Raw genomic sequence first — 22,422 nt, 5'->3', positions numbered from 1 at the left:
TTGCCAATCATGCGCAACTGCACGCTAACAGTAGTTGGGGCGGATGGTGATCAGGTGTCGGTCCCAAGCCCGGGCGTCACCCGCGCCGGTGGGCCCGGGTGATGGCCGACTCGACGGCGGCGACGCGGTCCGCGAGGAGGCCCAGGGCGGCGACGGCGCGCGCGAGGGGGTCGTCGTCGGGGCCGCCCAGGGTGCGGGCGCGGACGTGGGCGGCCCGCACCTCGGCCCAGCGGTCGGCCTGCTCCGGGGTGAGCGTGCCGCGCAGCTCGGCGAGCTTGAGGAGGTTGGCCTCGGCGCCCTGGGCGAGGGAGTGGGCCTCGGCGGTGTAGTGGTCGTCGAGGACGGCGGCGCGCTCGGCGTCGTTCATGACCGGGCGCAGCCGCTGGGCGATCTTGTTCATGTTCCGGTACGAGCCCTGCAGCCGGAACGCCGGCTCCGTGCGCGTCGCGTCCGACCGGGCCGCGGAGGCGATGTACGCGGCGTTGACGGCCAGCACCGTCCCGCGGGCGGCGAGGAGGTGGCGCAGGACGGCGAGGACGCGCTCCAGCTCGGCGGGCGGGAGGGCGTGGACGAGGCGGTCGGCGTGGGCGGTCGGGTCGCCGCCGGCGAGGCGGACGAGCAGTTCCAGGTCGGCGCGGTCGCGGCCGGCGAGCGGGGCGAGGACCGGGTTCGCGGTGAGCGCGTTCTCCAGGAAGCTCAGCTCGAAGGCGTCCTCCTTGCCGGTCAGTACGTCTCCCAGGTTCCAGACGTCGGCCCGGTTGGCGAGCATGTCGGGGACGTGGAAGCGGGCGCCGGACTCGGTGTAGGGGTTGCCGGCCATGCAGACGGCGAAGCGCTTGCCGCGCAGGTCGTAGGTGCGCGGGCGGCCCTGCCACACGCCGTCGACGCGGCGGGTGGCGTCGCACAGCGGGATGAACTTCTGGAGGAGTTCGGGGGACGTGTGCTGGATGTCGTCCAGGTAGAGGAGCGTGTTGTTCGCGGACGCCAGCGCGAAGTTGACCTTCTCGATCTCCTGGCGGGCGGTGGCGTTCGGGGCGTCGGCCGGGTCGAGCGAGGTGACGGTGTGGCCGAGCGCGGGGCCGCTGATCCGCACCAGCATCAGGCCGAGGCGGTCGGCGACGTACTCGACCAGGGTCGTCTTGCCGTAGCCGGGCGGGGAGAGGAGCAGCAGGAGGCCGCCGGTGTCGGTGCGCTTGTCCGCGCCGGTGGTGCCGAGCTGCTTGGCCAGGCTGTCGCCGATGAGCGGCAGGTAGACCTCGTCGACGAGCCGGTTGCGGACGAAGGCGGACATGACGCGCGGGCGGTGGTCGTCCAGGCGCAGCCGCTCGCGTTCGGCGCCCACCAGGGCGGTGCGGCGGCGCTGGTAGGCGCGGAACGCGGGGACCTCGTGCGCGGCGAAGCGCGCGGTGCGGGTGAGGAAGTCGTCCAGGCGCAGGTCGAGGCGGCCGCCGGTGATGCGCGGGTGGGCGCCGAGGAGGCCCTCGGCCGTGGCCGCCGGCGGGGCGCCGCCGTCGTAGCGGGGCAGCCCGGGGCAGAGCTCGGCGGCCACCGCCTCGGCCAGGTCGCCGGGGGCGAGGTCGGTGCCGGTGGCGGACGCGTACGACGAGAGCCACGCCTCGACGAGTTGGCGACGGGCGGCCAGGGCACCGGACCCGGCGGACCGGCCCCCGGTGCCCGGTCCGGCGGGCCCAGCTGATTCGGTGGGCCCGGCCGGGTCGGTGGGCCCGGCCGGTTCCGTGAGCGCAGCCGGGCCGGTGAGCGCGGCCGGTTCCGTGAGTGCGGCCAGGTCCTCGGCGTAGGCCGGGCCGCCCGCCGTGCGGCGGAACTTGTCCAGGAGGGTGCGGGTGTCCGCGCCGAGGACGAAGCCCTCGGGGCCGCTGGTCAGTTCGTGGAAGAGGTACCCGGCCGCCGCGCCCGCCCGCTCCGCGTCGAGCGGGGCGGTCCACGCGGCGATCTCCTCCGCCAGTTCCCGTTCCAGGTCCTCGATCGCACCGGTGAGGCCGAACGTGTCGCGGGCCCGGGCCAGGGACACCGCGCGCCGGGTCCAGGTCCTGCGGTGCTCGTCGGTGGTGCCGTGGGACCAGAAGAGCTGGGCGGCGGCGCGGGCGGCCGGTTCGTGGCGCAGGGTGCCCGCCGTCTCGTACAGCGGCAGCAGGGCGGTGAGCACGGCCGTGGCGTCGTGGTCGTGGACGCCCCGCTCGTGGCCCTCGTCGTACGCCTCCCGGGCCGCGTCGCGGACCAGCGCGGGCAGGTCGTCGGCGGCGGCCAGGGACGCGGCTCCGTGCGCGCGCAGCAGGCGGGCGGCGAGGTGCTCGGCGCGGTAAACCTCCGGCGACTCCGACGGCAGGGAGCGGTTCCAGTACGGGCGGGTGGCCGCGAAGTCCGGGTCGGTGACCGGCGTGCGGTAGTCGGTGCCGGTGAGGGCGAAGGCGATGCCGTCGTCGCCGTCGGGGACGAGGGTGAGGTCGAGGGGCTGGCTGTTGACGGCGAAGCGGTGGGTGCCCAGGCGCAGGGTGCGGCCGTCGTCGGCGTACAGGTCGGTGCGGTCGCGCAGGGCGCGGGCGGCCTCCTGGCGGGCCGACTTGAGGCGGCCGTCCAGTTCCTCGGCGCGGACGGTGTCGCCGAGGGCGCGCAGTTCGCCGGCGGTGCGGCGGACCTTGCCGACCATGGGGTCGGAGGCGAAGTAGGTGCTGACCGCGTCGGCGTCGGGGAGGGTCGCGCAGCGCCTGGTCACGGTCTCCAGGACGCGGGCGGCGGAGGCGGCGAGCTGTTCGGCGCGGCGGGCGCGGGCGTCGGAGAGCGCCTGCTTGCGGGCGGCGAGCGCCTCGTAGATCTCGGTGCGCCGGTCGGCGAGTTCGCCGAGGAAGACGTCGAACTCGGCGAAGCGCGACTCCAGGTCCTCCAGGCGGGCCAGGAGGCGGGCGAGTTGGTCGTCGCAGCGCTCGGGGGTGTCGGCGGCGGCGAGCGCCGCGGTGACCGCCTGGCCGAGCAGGGCCGTCTCGGCGGCGAACTCGGCGCGGCCCTCGTGGTCGAGGAGGGCGCGGCGGCGGGCGTCGAGGGTGGCGCGGGCGCGGTTGACCCCGCCGAGGACGGCGGCGACGCGCTCCAGGAGGGCGGTACGGACCGTGGCGTCGCCCATGTCGAGTTCGGCGACGACGTCGGTGACCGTGCGCAGTCCGTCGGCGAGTTCGTCGAGCCGGGCGGCGACGGGCGCGGCTCCGGCGACGGTGCTGACGGCCTCGGCGTCGGCCACGAGCCGTTCCACGTCGGCGCGTTGGGCGTCGAAGGCGTCCTCGCGGGCGAGGAAGGCCACGGCGCGACGGCCGAGGTCGGCGAGGGACGCCTCGGCCTCCTCGGCGAGGGCGGCGACCGCGGGGCCGTCGGCGTACCGCAGTTCCCCGACGCTCAGCAGATGCCCGTGGGCGTGCCGCAGTTCGGTGAGGCCGCGCACCCAGGCGGCGGCCTCCTTCGGCGCCTCGCCGCGCAGCCGCCGGACCACCGCCGCGATCCGCTCGGCGGCCTCGTCGCGGGCCTCGGCCGCCCGCCGGGTCAGCTCGCGCACCGTCTCGAACTCGGCGAGCACCTGCCCGGCGGTGTCCCGCACCGCCGCCAGGGCGCCGGCCAGGTCGCCCAACTCGTCCTCGCCGAGCCAGTGGTGGCCGTCGGCCGCGCGCACGCAGTCGGCGGCGAGCGCGCGGTACCCCTCGGCGGTGGTGATCCCGTCGGCGACGGCGCCGGCGACGGACAGGGCGGCGGAGATCCCCCGCACGAGGTCGGCGTTGCCGACGCGGGCCAGCGGACCGCTCCCGGCGGGCGCGGCGGCGGCGTACGTGTCGGAGACGTACGGCGAGTTCCACAGCTGCACCGGGTGCACCTGGGCGGGCTCGTCGCCGTCCGCGCGCAGCACGGTGAAGGTGCCGTCCTCGGCCAGGGCCCAGCCCCGGCAGGGCAGCGGGTTCGCGACCTCCTTGCGGATGGTGTTGTACGAGAGCAGCAGGCCCCGGCTCCGGCCGCGCGCGTGGAACGCGTACAGCACGTCCTCGCCGTTCGGCGAGCGCACCTCCCGCTCGAACTCCAGTCCGTCGGCGTCGAGTTCGTACGTCTTGTGGACGCCCGTGGCCAGGCAGTAGCCGCCGGGGAAGACGATGCCCTGGTCGTCGGGCAGGCGGCGGCAGGCCGTGCCGATGCCGTCCAGGCGGACCACCGACCCGGTGAGGGTGTTGCAGACCAGGTAGCGGTCGGTGTCCTCCTTGTAGGGCCGCACGCGCAGCAGGACCAGCGGGCCGACCCGGGCGTGTGCGACGTCCGCGTCGGCGAGGGCCTGGAGGGGCTCGTCGACGGGCTCGGTGAAGACGCCCCGGTCGGTCTCGGTGTCGTTGTCCGACTTGACGGTGAGCGCGCCGCCGACCGCGCCGACGTAGAACCCGCCGGGGACGGCGATGTGCGGGTGCCGGCCCTGGACGTGGTCCTCGCGGGCCGTCGGCGTCCAGGTGAAGTCGTGGGCCGGCGGGAAGACGTCGTCGCGTTCGCCGCGCGCGTCCAGGAAGGCGGCCGGGCCGTCCGCCGCGAGGTTCCAGCGCAGGACGCGGATGTCGTCGGCCTTGTCGCCGGTGCGGAAGACGGCCAGCAGCCTGCCGTCGACGACGCGCAGCCGCAGCAGGCGGGCGCCGCGGTAGTAGCGGTGCAGGTCCGCGAACTCCCGTACGAAGGCCGGGTCGTCGAGCAGTCCCGGGACGGCCGGCTCGGGCAGCGGGTTCAGGTCGCGGTCGTAGAGGGTGAAGACGTCGGCCACCGCCGCCGGGATGCCCGCGCCCGGGCGGCCGGCGGAGCCGAGGAGCAGCACGCCCTCGCCGACGGCGGCGATGTCCCGCGGCACGCCAGGACGCCCCGTGCGCAGCCGCTCGGTGCCGGCCAGTTCGAGGCGTGCCGAGCCGAACTCCTCCACCCGGCGGGCGTTGAGGAGTTCGGCCCGCCGGGTCAGCTCGGCGGCCTGTGCGGCGAGGCGGTCGCGCAGCACCTCGTAGGCACCGGCGTCGGCGGTGTCGGCGGGGCGCGGGCCGGCGGTGTCGGCGGCGGGGCGCGGGCCGGGCTCGTCCGGTGTCCCCGGTCGCCGCGTGGTGTCCGTCTCCGGGGCGGTGGCCATGCGTGGTTGATCCCTTCGAGGAGGCGGGTGGAGGAGCCCGGGGTCGAGGTGCGGGCGTGCGAGGGGGTGCCGAAGCCGCCGACCCCCGTACGGCGGCCCCGGCACCCGGTCGGTGGGGGCGGTCAGCCCCGGGTCGCGCCGTTCAGCGCGGTGAGCGGGGTGTCGGCGAGGCCGAGTTCACCGGCGCGCTCCAGGAGCCGCTGCACCTGGCCGGCGTCGGAGCCGCCCGACTTCATCAGCTGCATCAGCAGCGCGGAGACCGTCAGGTTCTGCACGTCGGCCGTGGAGACCGAGCCGAGGACGCGGGTCAGGTCGTCGGTGAAGCTCGACGAGCCGTCCAGCCAGGGCCCGGCGAGGGCCTGGGCCGTCTCCGAGTGCTTGACGAACCCGTCGACGCCCTTGCCGAGCGCCACCGAGGACATCAGCCGGTCGAAGAAGACCGTGTCGCCGCCCACGATGTCGATGTCGGCGTTCTCCAGGCCGGTGGCCAGGACCGTGGCCTGCGCCTCGGCGACCTGCCGCTGCACGTCGAGCCCGGCCAGCCGGATGTCCTTCTCGGCCTCCAGGCGCAGCCGGTACTCCTCGTGACCGCGCGAGGCGTCGTCCAGGGCGGCCATCGCCGCGGCCTTCTCGGTCAGTCCGGCGGCCTCCGCCTTGAGCTTGCCGCCGATCGCCTCGGCCTCGGCGAGCGCCTTGGCCCGCGCGCCCTCGGCCTCGGCACGCATCCGGGCTCCGGTCGCCTCCGCCTCGGCACGGCCGGCCTTCTCGATGACGTCGGCCTCCTTGTCGCGCACCTGGACCGCGGCCAGGCCCGACGCTGCGGCCTCCGCCTGGAGTCCCTCGGCCATCCGCAGCTTGGCCTGCGCGTCCAGATCGGCGCTCTTCAACCGGGCCTCGGCCAGGGTGAGTTCCTCGGCGGCGCGGTGGGTGGCCGCCGCCTCGGCCGCCTCGGCGGCCTTGATGTCCTTGACCAGCTGCTCCTGCGCCTGGGCCTCGGCCGCGATGACGACGGTCTGCCGGTCCCGCTCGGCCTCCTCCACGGCACGCAGCTTCTTGATGGACTCCTCCTGCTCGGCGACCGTGCGGTCCACGGCGACGCGCTCGCGGATGACCTCGGCGATGTCCCGCTTCTCCGCCTCGACCTCCTTCTCGGCGGCGATCCGCGTCAGTTCGGTCTCCCGCTCGCGGCCGATCGCCTCCAGCATGCGGTCCTTCTCGATGCGCTCGTTCTCGACGGCGATGACCCGCTCGCGGTTCTTCGCGGCGACGGCCACCTCGCGGGCCTGGTTCTCGCGCTGCACGCCGAGCTGTTCCTCCGTGCGCAGGAACGCCCCCTGCGCGCGCAGCCGCTCCTCCTCCACGACCCGCGCCGTCTCGGCCTCCTCGCGGGCCCGGGTGGTGTCGATCTCGCGCTTCTGCTTGATCTCGGCGTCCGCCTGCCGGCGCTCCAGCTCCAGTACGGCCTCGCGGGCGTCGACGTTCTGCCGGGTGATCTCCTTCTCCTCGGTGCGCCGCGCCTCGTTGGTGCGCACGTGCTCCACGGCCGTCAGCTCGGTGATCTTCCGGATGCCCTGGGCGTCGAGGACGTTCGCCGGGTCCAGCTGGGTCAGCGGCGTCTGCTCCAGGTAGTCGATCGCCGCGTCCTCCAGGTGGTATCCGCTGAGGTCGACGCCGATGACCTCGATGATCCGGTACCGCAGCTCCTCGCGCTTGGTGTAGAGGTCGGTGAAGTCCAGCTGCTTGCCGACGGTCTTCAGGGCCTCGGAGAACTTCGCGTGGAACAGCTCCTGCAGCGTGTCCCGGTCGCTGGCGCGGGCGGTGCCGACCGCCTGGGCGACCTTGACGACGTCCTCGACGGTCTTGTTGACCTTGACGAAGAACGAGATGCGGATGTCCGCGCGGATGTTGTCCCGGCAGATCAGCCCCTCCTTGCCGGCCCGCGTGATCTCGATCGTCTTCACCGAGATGTCCATGACCTCGGCCTTGTGCAGCACCGGCAGCACCACCTGACCGGTGAAGGTCACGTCCACCTTGCGCATCTTCGAGACGATCAGCGCCTTGCCCTGCTCCACCTTGCGGAAGAGCCGCGAGACGACGAACAGCACGAAGGCGACGAGGAGCAGGCAGACGGCGGCGAGGACACCGATGACTTCCATGAGGCATACGTCCTTACGGCATGAGGCGGCCGGGCCGGAGCCGGACCGCGACCGGGCCGGTCGCGGCAGCTGCGGATGTGGACAGCCGCGGGTGTGGTGGCCCGTGCGGGCGGGCGAGGGCGGGTCGGACGGTCGGACCGGCGGGCGGGTCGGGCCGTCGGGTTGCAGGATGCGGTTGCCTTCGGGCCTTCGGGCTTCCAGGCCGTCGAGCCTTCCGGCTTTCCGGCTTTCAGGCCTTCGGGCCGTCGTCGGGCAGACCGCCGTCGCGCCGGCCCGGCGGGGCGAGGCGTGGGTTCCGGCGTGGTCTCAGACGGCGTAGGCGGCGATGGCGGCGTCGGCGGCGCGAACGGCGCGGCGGTCGTGGGCCGCGGCAGCGGCGGCGCGCACGACTCGGCCGGGTTCGTCGGGGCGGAGCCGGTGGAGCGGGCGGACGAAGCAGCTGTTCGTCGTCATCGTCCGCCCCCTCTTTCTCCGTTGTGCTCCCCGTTGCCTCCATGATGCGTGAGGGGGCCACCGATCCGCATTGCCGGTTTCCGGAAGCGTTCACCAGGGCTTCGATGCCGGGTGGGCCGCCAAGTACGCGTCAGGACGGACCGGTTGTGCGAGCGGGTCAGTGGTGGGCGTGGGCCACGGCGTGCCCCTTGCCCCGGCCGATCATCCACTTGTTGACCGGCGTGGTGAGGACGAAGGCGACGGCGAGGCCGCCGAGGAGCGTGCCCCAGAACAGGCCGTCCGACAGCTGGGCGTCCATCGCGCCCGGCGTGAGGGCGACGATGCCGTTGTCGACCAGCTCCATCACCGCGATGGAGACGGTGTCGGCGGCCAGCGCGACCTTGAGCGCGGACTTGAGGTCGAGGCCGGCGCGGACCACGCCGAACAGCGTGAAGGAGTAGCCGAAGACGAACGCGAGCGCGATCGCCAGCACCATGGTCGGGGCGTTGCCCCAGGCCAGGGCTGTTCCCACGACCATGCCGAGGATCTCGCCGACGGCACAGCCGGTCAGGCAGTGCAGCGTCGCGCGGGCCGCCGTCGACCAGGGCGCCGGAGCATGCGCGGGCGTATGGGTGTGTGCGTGCATGGGTGTCTTCCCTCCACCTCGCTCACGTCTTCCACCGTACGGCAACAATACCCCTAGGGGGTATATTCCCGCGCCCGCCCGCCGCCCTGCCGGAAGCCGATCGGAAGCGCATCGGAACCGCCGGAATCTGGCTCCGGAAGCGGCCGCCCTGGTCGGATCGGTCGATGCACGAGGCACATCGGCCCACTCGGGGCGCGTGCCGTATCCGCCGGTTCTGACACCGGCGGCAGCGAGGTGACAGATGAGTAATACACGCGTTCCGACCGGCGCCCGGCATTCCTATCCGGCGCCGGGACTGGCACTCACACCCGGCCACGTACGCAACCAGGCCATGACCGTCGTCGCGATCCCGTTCGTCCTCATAGTCGTGCTGGCCGTGGTACTCGCCACGGCCGGCGACGACGAGGCGCCGGGCACCGGTGGGCTCTACGGGAACAGCTCCCTGCCGGGCTGGGACTCCGGCACGGACGACGGCACCACCGACGACGGCACCACGGACGACGGCACCGGCGACGGCACGGTCCCCGACGGCTCCGGCGGCCTGACCGGCGAGGGCACCTGGCCCGACGACGGCACCACGGACGGCACCGGCACGGACGACCCGACCGCCGGGGACTCCCCGGAGGCCTCCGGAGAGGACACCCCAGCCGAGGACCCGGCCGACTCCCCCTACGCGGACCCGAACGACGACGCGTACGCGGACGAGGACGGACCCGCGGCGACGGTGACGGCGTACTTCGACGCCATCAACGAACGCGACTTCCCGACCGCCTGGGACCTGGGCGGCAGGAACCTCGACGAGGACTACGACCACTTCGTCGCGGGCTTCGACACCACCGAGAGCGACGAGCTCACCGTCGTCGGCACCACGGGCGAGGACGTGTCCGTCACGTTCGTGGCCCGGCAGACCGACGGCTCCCAGCAGGCATTCGACGGCACCTACACCGTGCGGGACGGGGTCATCGTCGACGCGGCCGTCCAGGAAAGAAACTGAGGACCCGCATGACCGGCCACCTTGAGCCTCAGCGCCCCGACGCGAAGAGCAACGTGACGCGCCTGCTGTCCGCCGGCGCCTACCTCGACCCGACCTACCGCAAGGACGTGATCCGGGAACTGCTCACCGACCGGTTCCGGTTCGTCGCCCCCTCGTACGGCTACGACACGGTGCCCGTGCTGGCCCACGCGCTGGCCGCCGACCGGCTGCGGATGCAGCAGCAGTGGACGCTGGCGGCCGGCACCGCCCTCGTCGTCCCCCTCGTGTACGCCGACGTGCTGAACGGGCTGGTCGGCCTGCTCACGCTCGTCTGGCTCGGCTGGGCCACCGTGGTCCTGCGCCGGATCGCCGTGCTGAGGATCCTGGCGGCCGAGTTCCGCCCGTCGCGCGACCACGCCGGCTTCGACGGACGGCGCTACCCGCGGACCGCGCGCCTGACCGAGGAGCTCGTCCGGAAGATCGACACCGAGCAGTCCTGCGACACGGTGCGCTACGGCGGGTACAAGCCCTTCGTCGGCGCGGGCGAACTCGTCCGCCGGTGGTCCAACGCTGAGCTGCTGATCGGCGCCCCGGTCCGCGCCGCGGCGTCGTTCGCCGACGGCCCGCTGGGCGGCCTGCTCCCCCGCCCGAACGGCGGGACCAACGGCGACGGGACCAACGGCGACGGCCCGAGCACCGGCACCCACGGCACCGGCACGCACGGCGGCGGCACGCACGGCGGCGGGACCAACGCCCGGCACGCGGCCGGCGACGGGTCCGGGGCCGCGGACCCGGCCGCGCCCCCGCGGCGGAAGCCCGTCAGAGGGTTCACGCCCGAGGAGATCACCGCAGAGGTGAGCGACCGGATGCTCGCCGAGCTGTCCACCCGGCCGCCCGAGACCGACCGCGTCCGGCTGCTCTCCGTCGACCGGCGACGGTTCACCGCCGCCGCCCCCACGGGCGGCCGGAGCGACGACCGGGAGCCCGCGAACGGCCCCCACCCCCCACGCCCCGGGGACGGGCGGGCCGAGCACTGGCGGGACGGCTACGACGCCGACCGCGAGTACCTGCGCATCCGGGTCGGCTCCTGGGACCAGGAGATCGTGACCACGGTGTTCGTCGGGTTCGACATCAGGGGCGCCACCCTGCACACCGAGTTCTACACCTACGTCCTCGCCCCGGTGATCGAGAGCTTCCACCTGGTCGACCGGCTGCCCGACGTCATCGACGGCCACCTGGTGCGGCGGGTGGCGTGGGACGTGACCCGCGGTGCGCCCGGCGCGGTGCTGGGCCGGGCCACCGGTGCGGTGCGCAGCCGGCTGCCCCGGCGGCGCGGCTCGGTCGCGGTGGGGACGGCCGTGGCGTCACCGGCGCCCGAACGGCACGGGTTCTGGATCGGCCGGTACGCCCGGACCGACGTGAACAGCGGCGCCCTCACCAGCGTCCGGGAGATGGCGACCCACGACGAGTTCCACCACTTCTTCCAGGAGACCGACGCCCTCAAGTACACGCAGATCGTGGAACGTCATCTGCTGCAGATCGTCGGCGACTTCCTGCGCGAGCACGACGTCGACACCCGGGACCACGAGGCCAACCAGACCAACATCCTCCAGCAGAACTTCGGCGCGAACAACAACGTCAACTTCGGCATCAACCAGAGCGTCGGCGACAACAACACCCAGACCGCGGGGCCTCGTTCCGGCGGCACCAGGGAGGCACGACCGGCATGACGGACCAGCACTACCCCGGCGGCGGTTTCGGCCCCAACAGCAACATCAACTACGGCACCAACCAGAGCGTCGGCAACAACAACACCCAGAGCACCGGGACCTCGGACGCCCCCGCCACCGTGCCGGGGCCCGGCGGCCCGTCCGCTCACCCGTACTCGGGCGCCCAGCGGCGCAACGGGGGCGCGCCGCCCGACGCGGCCGAGCTCGCACGCAGCGTCTTCGTCGTGCACGGCCGCGACGACCAGGTGCGCCGCGAGATGTTCGAACTCCTGCGCCGACTCGACCTGCGCCCCCTGGAGTGGGAGCAACTGGTCAAGGAGACCGGCCAGTCCGCGCCCTTCCTCGGCGACGTGCTGCCCGTCGCCGTCACGCACGGGCAGGCGGCACTCGTGCTGCTCACCCCGGACGACGTCGTGCACCTCCATCCGGAGCTGCACGGCCGCACCGAACCGGCCCACGAGACCGGGCCGGTGTGCCAGCCGCGCCCGAACGTCCTGATCGAGCTGGGCATGGTGCTGATGGCCTATCCCGAGCGCACGCTGATCGTCGAGGTCGGCGGCGTGCGGCCGATCGCCGACATCACGGGCCGCAACGTCATCCGCTTCGACGGCTCCGAGACCGCACTCGGCAAGATCGTGGAACGCCTCAAGTCGGCGGGCTGCGCGGTCGACGACACCGGCTCGGACTGGCGCCACACCTACCCGTACCAGCACCTGTCCGCATACCACCGCCGGCCGTGACGCCCGGCGGATCCCGCGCCGCTCGGGGGACCGGCGCACCCGGCCCCCGGGGCACGTCCCGTCACCAGGGACGCGCCCCGGGGGCCGGTCCGCACCGCCACAGCCCGTCAGCGCCACCCGGCACCGCCGCGGCCCCTCGGCGCCACCCGGCACCGCCACGGCCCTGCACCGCCGCGGCCCGGCGGCCCTACCCGGCACCGCCGCCGTCCGCCGCCGCCAGCACCCGGAGGAAGGCCGCGACCTCCGCCAGGTCCACCCGCTCCAGCTCGGCGGGGCGCAGCACGACGCGCAGCTCGCGGCAGATCACCCGCTCCCGGGAGTGCGTGATGAACGAGAGCAGGATCAGGCGCAGCAGGCTCTCCTCGTCGAGACCGTGCAGCCGGGACAGCCCCGAGCCGATCAGCGGCACCGCCACCCGGTCCAGCTGCCCGTGCCGGTACACGGCGTCCCACACGCGGCCCAGGCTCAGCCACAGCTCCTCCGTGCCCGACCGTGCCACGCAGTCGTTGCCGAGCCGGCTGTAGGCCACGCCGAAGACCAGCCGGGGCCGGCTGCCGAGCACCGCCACCGTGCCGACGGGATAGCGGTCGAGCTTGCCGTACGGCTTGTCCCGCCGAGCCTCCGTCGCCACCGGCACGGCCCCGCCCAGCGCGGCGTACAGCTCCTCGTCCAGCCGCCGTACGTCGCCCTCGTACCGGCGCTCCAGGAGCTGCCCCTGCACGCTCTCGCCGCTGATGACGACGCCGTCGCTGACGTCCGTGTCGAAGGTGTCGCAGAACCCGACGACCAGGTGCGCGGACTCCTCGAAGAGGTCGCCCGGCGCCACACCCACCGTCATCCGCGGCCGGGTGAACTCCTGGTGCACGGAGACCGTCGGGCGGCTGCGCGCCACGGCCCAGGCGAGGCAGAGCAGCACCGAGGCCGCCGCCACCGGCGCCGGGCCCGGGATCGCCTCGGGCCACAGCTGCCCCACGAACTGGAGCACCGCGGACACCCCGCCGAAGGCCGCCATCACACTGCCGGCGAACAGCCTGCGGCTCCGCGCCCCGCCGAACGGAGCCCGCCGCCCGGCCGTACGCCGCCACCGTCGCGCACCGCGCCCGCTCCCGGCCCTCAGCCGCCCGCTCCCCCGCGCCGGACGGACCACCGGACCGGCCCCACGCGAACCAGCCGAATCCACAACTCCCCCAAACGGACAATTGATACGCTGCCGGAACCTCCCCCGCGACCATCGGGCGGGGCAGGGTGAAACGAGTGGAGACCACTTGTATGGCGCGCATCCGTGTCAGCGTCCTGGGTCCGGCCAGGCTCGAAGTGGACGGCGTGCCCGCCCGGTTGACCCCCTTGACGACACGGCTGCTGGTGCGCCTGGTGGCGGCGGAGGGCGAGCCCGTACCGGTCCGCCGGCTGCACCGGGACGTGTGGGCCCTCGACGACGACGGGCCGCGCCAGTCGCAGCGCCGCCGCAACGAGGTGCAGAAGCGCGTCCTGGAACTGCGCCGCGCCCTCGATCCCGCCCAGCGCGGTGACGCGGCCCGGGTGCTGCGCACCGAGCAGTCCCTGGCCGCACCGGTGCCCGAGACGGCGTACCGGCTGGTGCTCGGGCCCGAGGAGCTGGACAGCTCGGAGTTCACCGACCTCGTCAACTCCGCGCTGCTCGCCGCCCCCGCGTCGGCCGCCGACCGGCTGGCGGCGGCGCTCGCCCTGGTCCGCGGCCGGCCGCTGGTGGAGGCGGGCGACGAGGACTTCGCCCGCCCGCTGGTCCGCCGGCTCGCCGCCCTGCACGAGACGGCCCGCCGGCAGCTGATCCGCAGCCGCATGGAGCTGGGCCGCCACGACCTCGCCCTGCCGGTCGCCGAACGCATGGCCCGGGAGCGGCCGGACGACCAGGACGTCGCCGACCTGCTCGGCGCCCTGCGGGCCCGGCTGCGCGAGCGGCACGGCCGGGAGCTGCTGCGGCAGCCGTTCCCCGGCGGCACGGACCTCGTGGTCGTGCGGGGCGACCTGTTCGACCAGGCCGACGCCAATCTCGTGGTCGGGTTCACCGACACCTTCGACACGGCGACCGAGCAGGACCTGGTGATCAGCCGGGAGAGCGTGCAGGGGCAGCTGGTCCAGCGGCTGTTCGGCGGCGAACGCCGGCTGCTGGACGACCGGATCCAGGCCGGGCTGCGGGCCTTCACGCCGCTGCGCACGGAACGTCCCCAGGACAAGCCGCGGGGCCGCCGGGTCCGCTATCCCCTCGGCACCACCGTCCCGCTGGCGGTGGACGGCCGCCGGGTCTTCGCCGTCGCCTACTCCCGGCTCGGCAACGACCTCGTCGCCCGTTCGGCACCGGCCGACCTGCGGGCGAGCCTGGACGCCCTCTGGCCGGCCGTCGCCCGGTACGGCATGTACAAGCCGGTCGCGGTCGCCCTCGTCGGCTCGGGGCTGGCCCGGATCGTGGAACTCGACCGTACGCAGCTGCTGCTGATGATCGTGGAGAGCTTCGCCGCGCACTGCCGCCGGGAGCCGACGACCGCGCCCGAGCTGCGGGTCGTGATCCGCCCGGCCGACCTGGAGCGCACCGACCTGTCGGCGCTGGGCACCTACCTGCGCACCTCCCCGCCCGCCCGCGCCCTCACCGGCACCAGCACCGACGTCGGCGCCGGCACCGGGGGCCAGGACACCGGTGCCGGCGCCGGCGAGGGCGGTGGGGCGCACGGACGCCGGTGACGCAGACATGCCCCCAGCCCACCGGCGCCGCCGCTTCCGGCACCACCGGCCCACCGCTTCCGAACCGCTTCCGGGCCCTACGAGGTCCCGCCCGGCCCACCGCATCCGGTCCCTACGGCGTCATGCCCGGCCCGCGTCCCCGCCCTCGTGCCCGTACCCGGGGCCGTCGTCCCCGGTGGGCTCCGTTTCGTCGTCGGCCGGGACCGCGCCCACCGTGAAGCCGATCACCGAGCCGCCCCCGTCCCGCCGGCGGGCGAAGGGCGCGCCGCCGTGGGCCAGGGCCACCTCGCGCACGATGGACAGGCCGAGGCCCGAACCGGGCCGGGAGCGGGCGTCGGCGGTGCGGTAGAAGCGGTCGAAGACGCGGTTCAGGTCGGCGTCGCCGATGCCGGGTCCGCGGTCGAGGACCTCGACGCGGACGGTGCCCCGTACGGCGGGCCCGGCGACGGCGACCTCGATGGGGCCGGTGCCGCCGGGGTCGAACTTCGCGGCGTTCTCGACCAGGTTGGAGATCGCCCGGGTGAGCAGGGCGGGCCGCCCGTCCGCCGTGGTCTCGCCGCAGGCCCGTACGCCGATCTCGCGGCCGGTGCGGCGCCGGGCCAGCGCCGCCACGTCCCGTGCGATGCGGGCCAGGTCGACCGGCTGGGCGGGCTCGCCCTCGGCCTGGCCGGCCGCCAGCTCGACCAGTTCGTTGACCAGGTCGGTCAGCTCCCGGGCCTCCTGGCCCAGGTCCGCGACGAGTTCCTCGCGGGCGCCGGGCGGGAGTTCGTCGATCCGGCGCAGCAGGGAGATGTTGGTGCGCAGCGAGGTCAGCGGCGTCCGCAGCTCGTGGCCCGCGTCCTGGACCAGGCGCCGCTGGTCCTCCTCCGACTGGGCGAGGCGGCCCAGCATCAGGTCGAAGGCGCGGCCGAGGCGGCCCACCTCGTCGGGGCCGGTGACCGGGACCTGGACGCCGAGCCTGCGGGTGCGGGCGACCTTCTCGGCGGCGGAGGTGAGGACCACCAGGCGCCGGGTGATGCGCCGGGCCAGCCACCAGCCGAACAGGCCCGCGGCGAGCACCACCGCCGCCATCAGGAGCAGCGTCCGCTGCTGCAGGGCCCGCAGCAGGTCCTCGGTGTCGCTGAACTCCTGCGCCACCTGCACCGCGCCCCGGCCGCCGCCCAGGGAGACGGTCCCGACCCGGAAGACGTCGCGGCCCACGCCGACGTCGTCGTGCTGCACCACCCGCCCCGCCGGGTCCGCGCCCGCCGTCCGCCGGTCCGCGTCGGTCACCGGCAGCCGGGGCCGCGCCGGGTCCAGGACCGCGCCGCCGGGACCGAGGATCTGCACGTCGGTGCGGGCGGGGCGCACGATGTCGTGGCCGGGCGCGGAGGAGGTGAAGTCGTCGGGCGTCAGCCGCTGCCGGCGCACCTCGGCCCGCAGGTCCTGGACGGCCCCCTCGAAGACGGACTCCTGGTCCACCCGGACCAGCCGCGCCGCCGCGTTGTACGACAGCCCTCCCACCAGGACCGTGACCACGGCGGTGATCGTCGCGAAGGACACCGCGAACGTCGTCCGCAGGGACAGCAGCCGGGGCCGGTGCCCGTACGGGGCGGCGCCCACTCAGTCCGCCCGCAGCACGTAACCGACGCCGCGCACCGTCTGGATCAGCTGCGGGGCGCCCGGCTGGTCGAGCTTGCGGCGCAGGTACCCGACGTAGACGGCGAGGTTCTTGGAGCCGGGCCCGAAGTCGTAGCCCCAGATGCGGTCGTAGATCGTGGAGTGGTCGAGCACGATGCCCGCGTTGCGGACCAGCAGTTCCAGGAGCTCGAACTCGGTGCGGGTCAGTTCCAGCTCGCGTCCGCCCCGCCAGGCGCGGCGGGCCTGCGGGTCCACGCGCAGCCCCTCGGCGGTCAGCTCCGGGGCGGCCCGCTCGGCGTCCGCCGCGTCGGAGCCCGGGGCGCCGGCCGCGGCGTCGGGTTCCGTGCGGTCGGTGCGGCGCAGCAGGGCGCGCAGCCGGGCGAAGACCTCCTCGACGTCGAAGGGCTTCACGACGTAGTCGTCGGCGCCCGCGTCCAGGCCCGCGATCCGGTCGGCGGTCTCCACCAGTGCCGTCAGCATCAGGATCGGCGTGGAGTCGCCCTCGGCGCGCAGCGCCCGGCAGACCTGGAGGCCGTCGGCGCCCGGCATCATCACGTCGAGGACCAGGACGTCCGGCCGCCCGCGGTGCGCCTGCGCCAGCGCCTCGACGCCGTCGGCGACCGCGGTGACCCGGTACCCCTCCAGGGTCAGGGCGCGCTCCAGGGCGTGCCGGATGGCGCGGTCGTCTTCGGCGAGCAGAACAGTCCGGGGCACCCGCCCAGTCTGCCAAGGCCGACGGCCCGGCGGCCGGAGGGCCCCGCTTCTTACCGTGGTCTCACCCGTCTCACCCGTCTCACCCGTCTCACCGTGGTCTCACCCGTCTCACCGTGGTCTCACCCGCCGGGCCGCAGCGCCGCCAGGCGCTCCGCGAACGGCGTGACCTCCTCGAAGGAGTCCCGCGCCGGCCGCGGCGCACGCGCCGTGGAGAGCCCCGCCGCGAGCGCCGCCAGCTCCCCCGCGGCCCGCTCGATCCGGGCGTCGAGGCCCTCGGCGCCCCAGTCCTCGGAGGCGGCGTAGACGCCGGTCGGGACGACGACGGCCTTCAGGTGGGCGAAGAGCGGCCGCAGCGCGTGGTCCAGCACCAGGGAGTGCCGGGCGGTGCCGCCGGTCGCGCCGATCAGCACGGGCGTCCCGGTCAGGGCGTCCTCGTCGGTGACGCTCAGCGCGTCGAAGAACGACTTGAACAGTCCGCTGTACGACGCCGAGAACACCGGCGTCACCGCGATCACGCCGTCCGCCCCGGCAACCGCCGCGAACGCGTCGGCGAGCGGCGGCGCGGGGAAGCCGGTGGTGAAGGTGTGCGCGATGTCGACGGCGAGGTCCCGCAGCTCGATCACCCGGACCTCGGCCGCCGGCTCCCCGGCGGCGCGGTCGGCTGCGGCGACGGCCGCGAGCCGGTCGGCGAGCAGCCGGGTGGAGGACGGCACGCTCAGCCCCGCGGAGACGACGACGAGCCTCATACCCGCACTCCTTCCTCGTCGGCGGCCGTCGCGGCCTTCGCACCCTTCCCGGCCTTCCCGGCCAGCAGCGACGCGTGGGTCGGGGCGTCCGGCACGGTCGCCGGGCGGCCCTTGGCGAACTCCTCGCGCAGCACCGGCACGACCTCTTCGCCCAGCAGGTCGAGCTGCTCCAGGACGGTCTTCAGGGGCAGCCCGGCGTGGTCCATCAGGAACAGCTGGCGCTGGTAGTCACCGGCGTAGTCGCGGAAGGCGAGGGTCTTCTCGATCACCTGCTGCGGCGAGCCGACGGTCAGCGGCGTCTGCTCGGTGAAGTCCTCCAGTGACGGCCCGTGCCCGTAGACCGGCGCGACGTCGAAGTACGGGCGGAACTCGCGCACCGCGTCCTGGCTGTTCCGCCGCATGAACACCTGGCCGCCGAGGCCGACGACCGCCTGCTCGGGCGTGCCGTGGCCGTAGTGGGCGTACCGGGCCCGGTACAGCTCGACCATGCGCTTGGTGTGGTCGGCGGGCCAGAAGATGTTGTTGTGGAAGAAGCCGTCGCCGTAGAACGCGGCCTGCTCGGCGATCTCCGGGGAGCGGATGGAGCCGTGCCAGACGAAGGGCGCGACGCCGTCCAGCGGACGCGGGGTGGAGGTGAAGCCCTGGAGAGGCGTACGGAACGTGCCCTCCCAGTTCACGACGTCCTCGCGCCACAGGCGGTGCAGCAGGTTGTAGTTCTCGACGGCGAGGTTGATGCCCTCGCGGATGTCCTTGCCGAACCAGGGGTAGACCGGCCCGGTGTTGCCGCGCCCCATCATCAGGTCCACCCGGCCGTCGGCCAGGTGCTGGAGCATCGCGAAGTCCTCGGCGATCTTCACCGGGTCGTTGGTGGTGATCAGGGTGGTGGAGGTGGACAGGACCAGCCGCTCGGTGCGGGCCGCGATGTAGCCGAGCATGGTCGTCGGCGACGAGGGCACGAAGGGCGGGTTGTGGTGCTCGCCGGTCGCGAAGACGTCGAGCCCGACCTCCTCGGCCTTGAGCGCGATGGCGACCATGGCCTTGATGCGCTCACGCTCGGTCGGCGTGCGCCCCGTGGTCGGGTCGGGCGTGACGTCGCCGACGCTGAAGATGCCGAACTGCATGATCGCTCAACCTCCAAGTTGTTTACGGTTCAACTATACCGGCAAACGAAAGCCCCCCGACCGTTATTCCGACCCGCGGCCCGGCCCCGCCCGGCGGCCCGTGCGAAGCTGCCCGCATGCTCGTCCTCCGCTCCGCCGCCCTGTTCGTCGTCGCCGCCCTGTTCGAGATCGGCGGCGCCTGGCTGGTCTGGCAGGGGGTGCGCGAACAGCGCGGCTGGCTGTGGGCGGCGGGCGGCGTCCTCGCCCTCGGCGCCTACGGATTCGTCGCCACCTTCCAGCCCGACGCCCACTTCGGCCGCATCCTCGCCGCGTACGGCGGGATCTTCGTGGCCGGCTCGATCCTCTGGGGCATGGTGGCCGACGGCTACCGCCCCGACCGCTGGGACGTCACCGGGGCCCTGGTCTGCCTCGCCGGGATGGCCGTGATCATGTGGGCGCCGCGCAACGGCGGCTGACTACCCTGGGCGGCGACCGCCACACCGCCCCCGTGAGCACCCAGGAGCAGTCCATGGCCCCCGCAGCCGCCCCGTCCGCCGCCTCCCGCATCGCCGTCGTCACCGGCGCGAGCAGCGGCATCGGCGCCGCCACGGCCCGGCAGCTCGCCGCCGCCGGCTACCGCGTCGTCCTCACCGCCCGCCGCAAGGACCGCATCGAGGCACTGGCCGAGGAGATCCAGGCGGCCGGCCACCAGGCGACGGCCTATCCGCTGGACGTCACCGACCGCGCGGCCGTCGACGAGTTCGCCACGGCGTTCAAAACGATCGGCGTCCTGGTCAACAACGCCGGCGGCGCGCTCGGCGCCGACCCGGTGGCCACCGGCGACCCCGAGGACTGGCGCCGCATGTACGAGACGAACGTCCTCGGCACCCTCAACCTCACCCAGGCCCTGCTCCCCCGCCTCGAGGCGAGCGGCGACGGCACGGTCGTGGTCGTCTCCTCCACCGCCGGCCACGGCACCTACGAGGGCGGCGCCGGCTACGTCGCCGCCAAGCACGCCGAACACGTCCTCGCCGAGACCCTGCGCCTGGAGATCGTGGGCCGCCCGGTGCGCGTCGTCGAGGTCGCGCCCGGCATGGTCAGGACCGACGAGTTCGCCCTGACCCGCTTCGGCGGCGACACGGAGAAGGCGGCCAAGGTCTACCAGGGCGTCGCCGAGCCCCTGACCGCCGACGACGTCGCCGACACCATCACGTGGGCGATCACCCGCCCCGCCCACGTCAACATCGACCTCCTGGTCGTCCGCCCCCGCGCCCAGGCCTCGAACACGAAGGTGCACCGGGAGGGCTGAGACGGTAGGTAACTCGCAGGGGTGACGCACCTTCGATTACGCGAACAGCGATGGAACTGGAGATCTAGGCTCGCGCCACAACGCTCAACGTGACGGTCCACGGCCGGGATGCCTGTCCTGGCCGAGGACCTGACCAACAAGGAAGTAGGGCTTCCCTGTGGCTGAACGCAAGCCTAGCGGTCGACAGTTCATGGACCTGAGGGTCCCGGAGTACTCGTACATGTTCGGCTTCCTGCAAGCCGACGGGCATCTCGAGCAAGGTGCTGGGCAGAAAGGCAAGCTGAGAGTTGAACTCTCCGCGCGGGATGTCGAACTTCTGCACCAGTTCCGCGCGCTCACGCCGTACAACAGCACCATTACCGAGCGCACCAGATCTACGAACTTCGCCGCGGCATACACCTCGGCCACCTGGACGCTGTACTCCCTCGCGGCCAGGACGACTTTGCACGACCTTGGGCTTCCCCATGGGCGGAAGTCAGCGCTGATCGCACCGCCGCGGAGCAGCTTCTCCGGACGTGACTATCTCCGAGGAGTCATCGACGCCGACGGATCGGTGGGCTACACCGGCAAGGGATTGCCCTTCATTTCCCTCACGACGACCAGTACGGCCATCGGACACTACCTGTGCGACTACGCCAAGAAGGTGACCGGAACCCAACGAACCATTAAGCGCAACACACGGGACGGCATTTACAACGTCCTGTACACCATGGAAGCGGCTCAACACCTGGCAGCTGACCTGTACTACCCCGGCTGCCTGTCCCTGGAACGCAAGCGCTCGGCTGCCGGCTCACTCGCCACCTGGGTCCGTCCAGCTGGCATGAGAGCCGCACACACTGCGCGCCGCTGGAACGAGACCGAGGACCGAATCCTGCTGAAGCTGAACAGCCCCACTGCGGCCGCCGACGTGCTCGACAGGACGCCGCAGAGCTGCAACCTTCGTATGTGGCGCCTCCGCTCCGGCCAAGTCCCCTTGCCCAGCAAGCAGTGAGCAGCCGACGGTCGCGCCCTTGCCGTAGTGGACGTCCGGCATGACCGCCAGGCCCTTGATCCACGGCAGGGTCGCGACGTTGCGCAGCTGCTGCAGCGCGCCTTCCTCGACCCCCGCCGGGTCGGTCCACATCCGGATCGGCACCTTCGCACCCGGCATCTCCACGTACGACATGACGTCCCCCATTTCCCCGTAAGACAGTTACCCGCAAGGCAGGCATAAGCGGCACAACGCAAAACCGGCACCAATGGCGGTGAAACGGATGGCCGACCGGCGTTCACGGCAGCGCGTGCGATACACATTGTCTGCAGGGGGCGACCCCGTGCGGCAAGCGAATAACCAGCGGGGACACTGGAGTCCCGAACCACAGCCACCCGGCGAGAGGAGCCGCACCGTGCAGCGGAAGGCCTACGTACCCGGCATCGCCGCCCTCCTCGCGGCGGTGCTGGCCGGCTGCACCGGCGGCTCGGGCGACGGCGCCACCGCGGACGACTCCAACCCCGGGCAGCCCGGGGTCACCACCGAGGCGGCCGAGCCCGGCAGGTACCGCACCCTCCCGGAGCCGTGCGGCGTGGTCGGGGACAAGACGCTCGACGCGCTCCTGCCCGGCATCGAGGAGATCACCGACGAGGAGCAGCGCGAGAAGGCGTACGCGGGTGAGCCGACGCTCGCGTACGACACGGACCGCAAGGTCGGCTGCAGCTGGAAGGTCGAGTCGGCCGACGCCACCGACCACCTCTCCGTCGACTTCGAGCGGGTGGTGTCGTACGACAACGCGGTGAGCGACGACGACCAGGCGGAGCAGCTCTTCGCACAGCAGGTGGAGGCGGCCGACCTGCCCGAGCCGGTCGTCTCGGAGTCGGGCTCGGAGTCGGCTCCCGAGTCGGAGTCGGGTTTCGCGCCGGAGTCCGGTGCCGCGTCCGAGTCCGGGGCGCCGTCCGCGACCGCCTCACCCGGCGCGTCCTCCGGGCCGCCGTCCGGATCGGCGTCGGGGTCGGCGTCGGGGTCCGCGTCCGGGTCCGCCACGGGTGACGCGTCGTCCGGCCCGTCGGCCGAACTGCAGCCCCGGCTCCTCGACGACCTGGGCGACGAGGCGTTCGTGGACGACGAGCTGAGCGCGTCCGGTTCGACGGCGAAGCGGCGCACGGTGACTGTGGCGTTCCGCACGTCGAACGTCGTGGTGACCATCGAGTACGCGGAGCAGTCGGCGACGCTCGGAGTCGTGCCGGACAGCGAGGAAATGCAGGACATGGCCCGGAAACTCGCCTCCCAGCTGGCGGATTCGCTCGGCGGCTGAACCCGCCCGGGGCTCCCGGGCGTCCGGGCGCGGGGCGCCGGAAGGGCGTCCGCACGATTTCTTCACCGCGTACCGTGGCCCCTCGGACCCGTTCCGAACGCAGAACCACG

At 73.7% G+C, this 22,422-nt stretch carries 17 protein-coding genes and 1 pseudogene; 8 read left to right on the top strand and 10 right to left on the bottom strand.

What is annotated here, in order from left to right:
- Positions 1-76: 76 nt before the first annotated feature.
- The 4 genes from IG94_RS38560 to IG94_RS0112985 all read right to left on the bottom strand — a co-directional run bounded on the left by IG94_RS38560 (position 77) and on the right by IG94_RS0112985 (position 8,377).
- The gene (locus tag IG94_RS38560; protein ID WP_052410670.1) at positions 77-5,143 is read right to left on the bottom strand and encodes a DNA repair ATPase; all 5,067 of its coding nucleotides are present in this window, start codon (positions 5,141-5,143) and stop codon (positions 77-79) included.
- A 122-nt stretch (positions 5,144-5,265) separates the two neighbouring features.
- A complete protein-coding gene (locus IG94_RS0112995) occupies positions 5,266-7,299 on the bottom strand; it encodes a flotillin family protein (protein WP_031034889.1) in 2,034 nt (677 codons plus the stop codon).
- Between the two features lie 306 nt (positions 7,300-7,605).
- A complete protein-coding gene (locus IG94_RS42575; RefSeq protein ID WP_157852247.1) occupies positions 7,606-7,752 on the bottom strand; it encodes a hypothetical protein in 147 nt (48 codons plus the stop codon).
- Positions 7,753-7,909: 157 nt separating this feature from the next.
- A complete protein-coding gene (locus IG94_RS0112985) occupies positions 7,910-8,377 on the bottom strand; it encodes a DUF4396 domain-containing protein (RefSeq protein ID WP_031034887.1) in 468 nt (155 codons plus the stop codon).
- A gap of 241 nt (positions 8,378-8,618) precedes the next feature.
- On the opposite strand from IG94_RS0112985, the gene IG94_RS43115 reads away from it, so the two are divergent.
- From IG94_RS43115 to IG94_RS0112970, 3 genes are read left to right on the top strand one after another with little or no spacing between them, the layout of a single operon-like run.
- On the top strand, positions 8,619-9,371 hold the full coding sequence (locus IG94_RS43115) for a hypothetical protein (RefSeq protein WP_031034886.1): 753 nt from the start codon (positions 8,619-8,621) through the stop codon (positions 9,369-9,371).
- Positions 9,372-9,379: 8 nt separating this feature from the next.
- Entirely contained in the window at positions 9,380-11,080 is a 1,701-nt protein-coding gene (locus IG94_RS0112975) for a hypothetical protein (RefSeq protein WP_031034884.1), read from the top strand.
- Complete coding sequence (locus IG94_RS0112970; RefSeq protein WP_031034881.1) at positions 11,077-11,820, top strand: TIR domain-containing protein; 744 nt, start codon at positions 11,077-11,079, stop codon at positions 11,818-11,820. The genes IG94_RS0112975 and IG94_RS0112970 overlap by 4 nt, the downstream gene beginning before the upstream one ends.
- A gap of 187 nt (positions 11,821-12,007) precedes the next feature.
- Here IG94_RS0112970 and IG94_RS0112965 read toward each other — a convergent pair whose 3' ends face one another.
- On the bottom strand, positions 12,008-12,805 hold the full coding sequence (locus IG94_RS0112965; protein WP_224326542.1) for a macro domain-containing protein: 798 nt from the start codon (positions 12,803-12,805) through the stop codon (positions 12,008-12,010).
- A 284-nt stretch (positions 12,806-13,089) separates the two neighbouring features.
- Here IG94_RS0112965 and IG94_RS0112960 point away from each other — a divergent pair, with 284 nt between their 5' ends.
- Positions 13,090-14,535, top strand: coding sequence for an AfsR/SARP family transcriptional regulator (locus IG94_RS0112960; protein WP_031034878.1), 1,446 nt, complete (start codon positions 13,090-13,092; stop codon positions 14,533-14,535).
- 120 nt (positions 14,536-14,655) lie between these two features.
- Here the strand turns inward: IG94_RS0112960 and IG94_RS0112955 are convergent, their stop codons facing one another.
- The 4 genes from IG94_RS0112955 to IG94_RS0112940 all read right to left on the bottom strand — a co-directional run bounded on the left by IG94_RS0112955 (position 14,656) and on the right by IG94_RS0112940 (position 18,736).
- Entirely contained in the window at positions 14,656-16,137 is a 1,482-nt protein-coding gene (locus tag IG94_RS0112955) for a sensor histidine kinase (protein ID WP_078892284.1), read from the bottom strand.
- Complete coding sequence (locus IG94_RS0112950) at positions 16,138-16,869, bottom strand: response regulator transcription factor (protein WP_031034873.1); 732 nt, start codon at positions 16,867-16,869, stop codon at positions 16,138-16,140.
- A gap of 119 nt (positions 16,870-16,988) precedes the next feature.
- Complete coding sequence (locus tag IG94_RS0112945) at positions 16,989-17,615, bottom strand: CE1759 family FMN reductase (RefSeq protein ID WP_031034869.1); 627 nt, start codon at positions 17,613-17,615, stop codon at positions 16,989-16,991.
- Entirely contained in the window at positions 17,612-18,736 is a 1,125-nt protein-coding gene (locus IG94_RS0112940) for an LLM class flavin-dependent oxidoreductase (protein WP_031034867.1), read from the bottom strand. Before IG94_RS0112940 ends, IG94_RS0112945 begins: the two co-directional genes overlap by 4 nt.
- A 116-nt stretch (positions 18,737-18,852) precedes the next feature.
- Here IG94_RS0112940 and IG94_RS0112935 point away from each other — a divergent pair, with 116 nt between their 5' ends.
- The 3 genes from IG94_RS0112935 to IG94_RS0112925 all read left to right on the top strand — a co-directional run bounded on the left by IG94_RS0112935 (position 18,853) and on the right by IG94_RS0112925 (position 21,015).
- Positions 18,853-19,191, top strand: coding sequence for a YnfA family protein (locus tag IG94_RS0112935; protein ID WP_031034865.1), 339 nt, complete (start codon positions 18,853-18,855; stop codon positions 19,189-19,191).
- Positions 19,192-19,244: 53 nt separating this feature from the next.
- Positions 19,245-20,024, top strand: coding sequence for an SDR family NAD(P)-dependent oxidoreductase (locus IG94_RS0112930; RefSeq protein ID WP_031034864.1), 780 nt, complete (start codon positions 19,245-19,247; stop codon positions 20,022-20,024).
- A gap of 157 nt (positions 20,025-20,181) precedes the next feature.
- The gene (locus tag IG94_RS0112925; RefSeq protein ID WP_031034862.1) at positions 20,182-21,015 is read left to right on the top strand and encodes an LAGLIDADG family homing endonuclease; all 834 of its coding nucleotides are present in this window, start codon (positions 20,182-20,184) and stop codon (positions 21,013-21,015) included.
- A 6-nt stretch (positions 21,016-21,021) separates the two neighbouring features.
- On the opposite strand, the pseudogene IG94_RS41675 reads toward IG94_RS0112925, so the two are convergent.
- A pseudogene (locus IG94_RS41675) lies at positions 21,022-21,189 on the bottom strand (RtcB family protein); the annotation flags it as partial.
- A gap of 220 nt (positions 21,190-21,409) precedes the next feature.
- Here IG94_RS41675 and IG94_RS0112915 point away from each other — a divergent pair.
- On the top strand, positions 21,410-22,312 hold the full coding sequence (locus tag IG94_RS0112915; protein WP_031034859.1) for a hypothetical protein: 903 nt from the start codon (positions 21,410-21,412) through the stop codon (positions 22,310-22,312).
- Positions 22,313-22,422: the final 110 nt, after the last annotated feature.

Source organism: Streptomyces olivaceus, assembly GCF_000721235.1.
GTDB classification, from domain to species: domain Bacteria; phylum Actinomycetota; class Actinomycetes; order Streptomycetales; family Streptomycetaceae; genus Streptomyces; species Streptomyces olivaceus.
This window is presented reverse-complemented; position numbering and strand designations above follow the sequence as displayed.

Bases quoted from the DNA above. Each gene is read 5' to 3' on its own strand.
- IG94_RS0112935 (WP_031034865.1), top strand. From the start codon at position 18,853: ATGCTCGTCCTCCGCTCCGCCGCCCTGTTCGTCGTCGCCGCCCTGTTC.
- IG94_RS0112930 (WP_031034864.1), top strand. From the start codon at position 19,245: ATGGCCCCCGCAGCCGCCCCGTCCGCCGCCTCCCGCATCGCCGTCGTC.
- IG94_RS0112995 (WP_031034889.1), bottom strand. From the start codon at position 7,299: ATGGAAGTCATCGGTGTCCTCGCCGCCGTCTGCCTGCTCCTCGTCGCC.
- IG94_RS38560 (WP_052410670.1), bottom strand. From the start codon at position 5,143: ATGGCCACCGCCCCGGAGACGGACACCACGCGGCGACCGGGGACACCG.
- IG94_RS0112945 (WP_031034869.1), bottom strand. From the start codon at position 17,615: ATGAGGCTCGTCGTCGTCTCCGCGGGGCTGAGCGTGCCGTCCTCCACC.
- IG94_RS42575 (WP_157852247.1), bottom strand. From the start codon at position 7,752: ATGACGACGAACAGCTGCTTCGTCCGCCCGCTCCACCGGCTCCGCCCC.
- IG94_RS0112940 (WP_031034867.1), bottom strand. From the start codon at position 18,736: ATGCAGTTCGGCATCTTCAGCGTCGGCGACGTCACGCCCGACCCGACC.
- IG94_RS43115 (WP_031034886.1), top strand. From the start codon at position 8,619: ATGAGTAATACACGCGTTCCGACCGGCGCCCGGCATTCCTATCCGGCG.
- IG94_RS0112960 (WP_031034878.1), top strand. From the start codon at position 13,090: ATGGCGCGCATCCGTGTCAGCGTCCTGGGTCCGGCCAGGCTCGAAGTG.
- IG94_RS0112985 (WP_031034887.1), bottom strand. From the start codon at position 8,377: ATGCACGCACACACCCATACGCCCGCGCATGCTCCGGCGCCCTGGTCG.
- IG94_RS0112975 (WP_031034884.1), top strand. From the start codon at position 9,380: ATGACCGGCCACCTTGAGCCTCAGCGCCCCGACGCGAAGAGCAACGTG.
- IG94_RS0112970 (WP_031034881.1), top strand. From the start codon at position 11,077: ATGACGGACCAGCACTACCCCGGCGGCGGTTTCGGCCCCAACAGCAAC.